At 43.6% G+C, this 2,251-nt stretch carries 2 protein-coding genes and 1 pseudogene; all 3 read left to right on the top strand.

Annotated elements, in window-relative coordinates; all coding sequences use genetic code 11:
* The coding region (locus K5677_RS01530; protein WP_296723867.1) for a macro domain-containing protein at positions 1-382 on the top strand (382 nt) is incomplete at its 5' end.
* Positions 348-1,199: a Sir2 silent information regulator family NAD-dependent deacetylase gene (locus tag K5677_RS01535; RefSeq protein WP_296723868.1), complete on the top strand. Its 852-nt coding sequence runs from the start codon at positions 348-350 to the stop codon at positions 1,197-1,199. The genes K5677_RS01530 and K5677_RS01535, both read left to right, overlap by 35 nt.
* A 543-nt stretch (positions 1,200-1,742) precedes the next feature.
* A pseudogene (locus tag K5677_RS01540) lies at positions 1,743-2,251 on the top strand (N-terminal phage integrase SAM-like domain-containing protein); the annotation flags it as partial.

Here is a 2,251-nt window from a genome sequence, read left to right on the forward strand (position 1 = left end):
TGAGTGCGGTCAAATCATGGAGAAGCAGGGACACGAAGAACCGACCGGAAAGGCGAAGATCACTAAAGCCTACAACCTGCCCTGTGACTATGTGATACACACAGTCGGACCTATCGTAGACGGTATTCTTATAGATGAGCATTGCCGTCTGCTTGAAAGCTCCTATCAAAGCTGTTTAGAGCTTGCTGCGCAGAACGGTATTGACAGTATCGCTTTCTGTTGTATCTCAACGGGGGTATTCAGATTTCCACAGGATAAGGCAGCGGAGATCGCCGTGAGAACAGTCAGGAAGTTCCGTAAAACACACGATATACAAGTCATTTTCAATGTGTTCAAGGAGGACGCTCATGAGATATACAAGAAATTACTCGGACGAGATTGACCGTCTGAAAAATGAGATAGAAACGACGGACGCCATCGTGATCGGTGCAGGTGCAGGACTTTCGACTGCCGCAGGTTTTACTTATTCGGGAGAACGCTTTGAGCGTTTCTTTTCGGATTTTGAAGCAAAGTACGGCTTTCACGATATGTATTCCGGCGGCTTCTTTCCTTTTGAAACGCAGGAGGAAATGTGGGCGTACTGGTCGCGCTTCATCTGGTGCAACCGCTACATAGATATCGACAACGGCACATACAAGATGCTGTTTGAGCTGATGAAGGACAAGGATTATTTTGTTATCACCACAAATGTCGATCATCAGTTCCAGAAGGCAGGCTTTGACAAGTCAAGGCTTTTCTACACACAGGGCGATTACGGTCTGTTCCAATGCTCCGAGCAGTGCCACGACCAGACTTATGACAATGAGGACATAGTCAAGGATATGATTGAGTTTCAGGAGGATATGAAGATACCCACCGAGCTGATTCCGAAATGCCCGAAATGCGGCAAGCCTATGACGATGAATCTCAGGAGTGACGATAAATTCGTTGAGGACGAGGACTGGCATAAGGCAGCCGAACGGTATGACGATTTTCTGCAATCCCACAAGGGACAGCATATCCTGTTTTTAGAGCTTGGTGTGGGCTACAATACGCCTGTTATCATCAAGTACCCGTTCTGGAGAATGACGGCAAAGAACCCCAATGCAGTCTATGCCTGCCTGAATTTCGGTGAGGCGTATGCACCAGACGAGATAGTGAAGCAGAGTATCTGCATTGATGGGGATATTCATAATATACTTCTTGCTTTGACACATTAACTTTGACCCCACTGGATTCAAAGTTACCATAAAGGGCTATTGCTTTGGCAATGGCTCTTTTCTTTTCAGAAGTACAAATTCTGTCTATCTAAAATGATATAATAATTATTTACAAGACACTTCCAGAAAGCCAAATTTTGTCCATCTGATTTCATATAATAGTATCAGACAAAGCATACAACTCGATACTTTTGTGAAGTCATTGAACAGTTCCATACCCTGATATTGTAACAGTCAAGGACGTAAGCAAGATGCTCGGATTAGGTATCAGAAACACTTATAAGCTGTTCTCAGACGGTAAACTTCATTCTCTGAATTGCTGTAAGAGAATACTGGTAACTAAGATGGAAGTCATAAATTACGTTCTGCAATGCGCACAACAAAGGGGCGAATAACAGGCATTGTGATGACAAGTTAGTAGAATCGCATACAGGACTTTTGAAAGCACTTGAATTAGCCGTCAATGCGCGCTATAATGGTGTTACCGACCAAAACATGATGCAGACTTTCTACCAGCTTTCACGATGCAAGGAGGTATATATAATGAAAGCAAGTCTGCCCTTTAAGTACATCACCGCTGTAAAAGGCGGAAAGCACTATGTAGTATTCGACTACAAAGACAATGAAGGCAAAAGGAAAAGAAAATGGGTGGGAACTGATCTTCCGGAGAACTGCAAGAAGAAGGAACTGTCAGCTAAAGTTGACGAGATCGTAGCCGATTTCTATAAGGAATACATCAGCGGTAATATCGTTAAGAGCGAAAATGCCGTTAAGATGCGAATTTCTGAGGACGGTCAGTCTCTTGAAACAGCTAAGACAGAATACACATTCACGGAGTTCTTCAAGGTGTGGCTCGAATCTATCAAGCCTACGGTCGCTGAGACTACTTTTGCAGGCTATGAACACACTTCTCACCGTATAATCTCATATTTCGACAGAGTATTTCCTGATATTAAGCTCAGTGAACTGAAAGCTATGGAGCTTCAGCGCTTCTACAATGATATGTATGCAAGCGGTCTTTCGGCTAATACTATCAAGCACTATCACGCAAA

This window comes from Ruminococcus sp., assembly GCF_024684275.1.

Bases quoted from the DNA above. Each gene is read 5' to 3' on its own strand.
- K5677_RS01535 (WP_296723868.1), top strand. From the start codon at position 348: ATGAGATATACAAGAAATTACTCGGACGAGATTGACCGTCTGAAAAAT.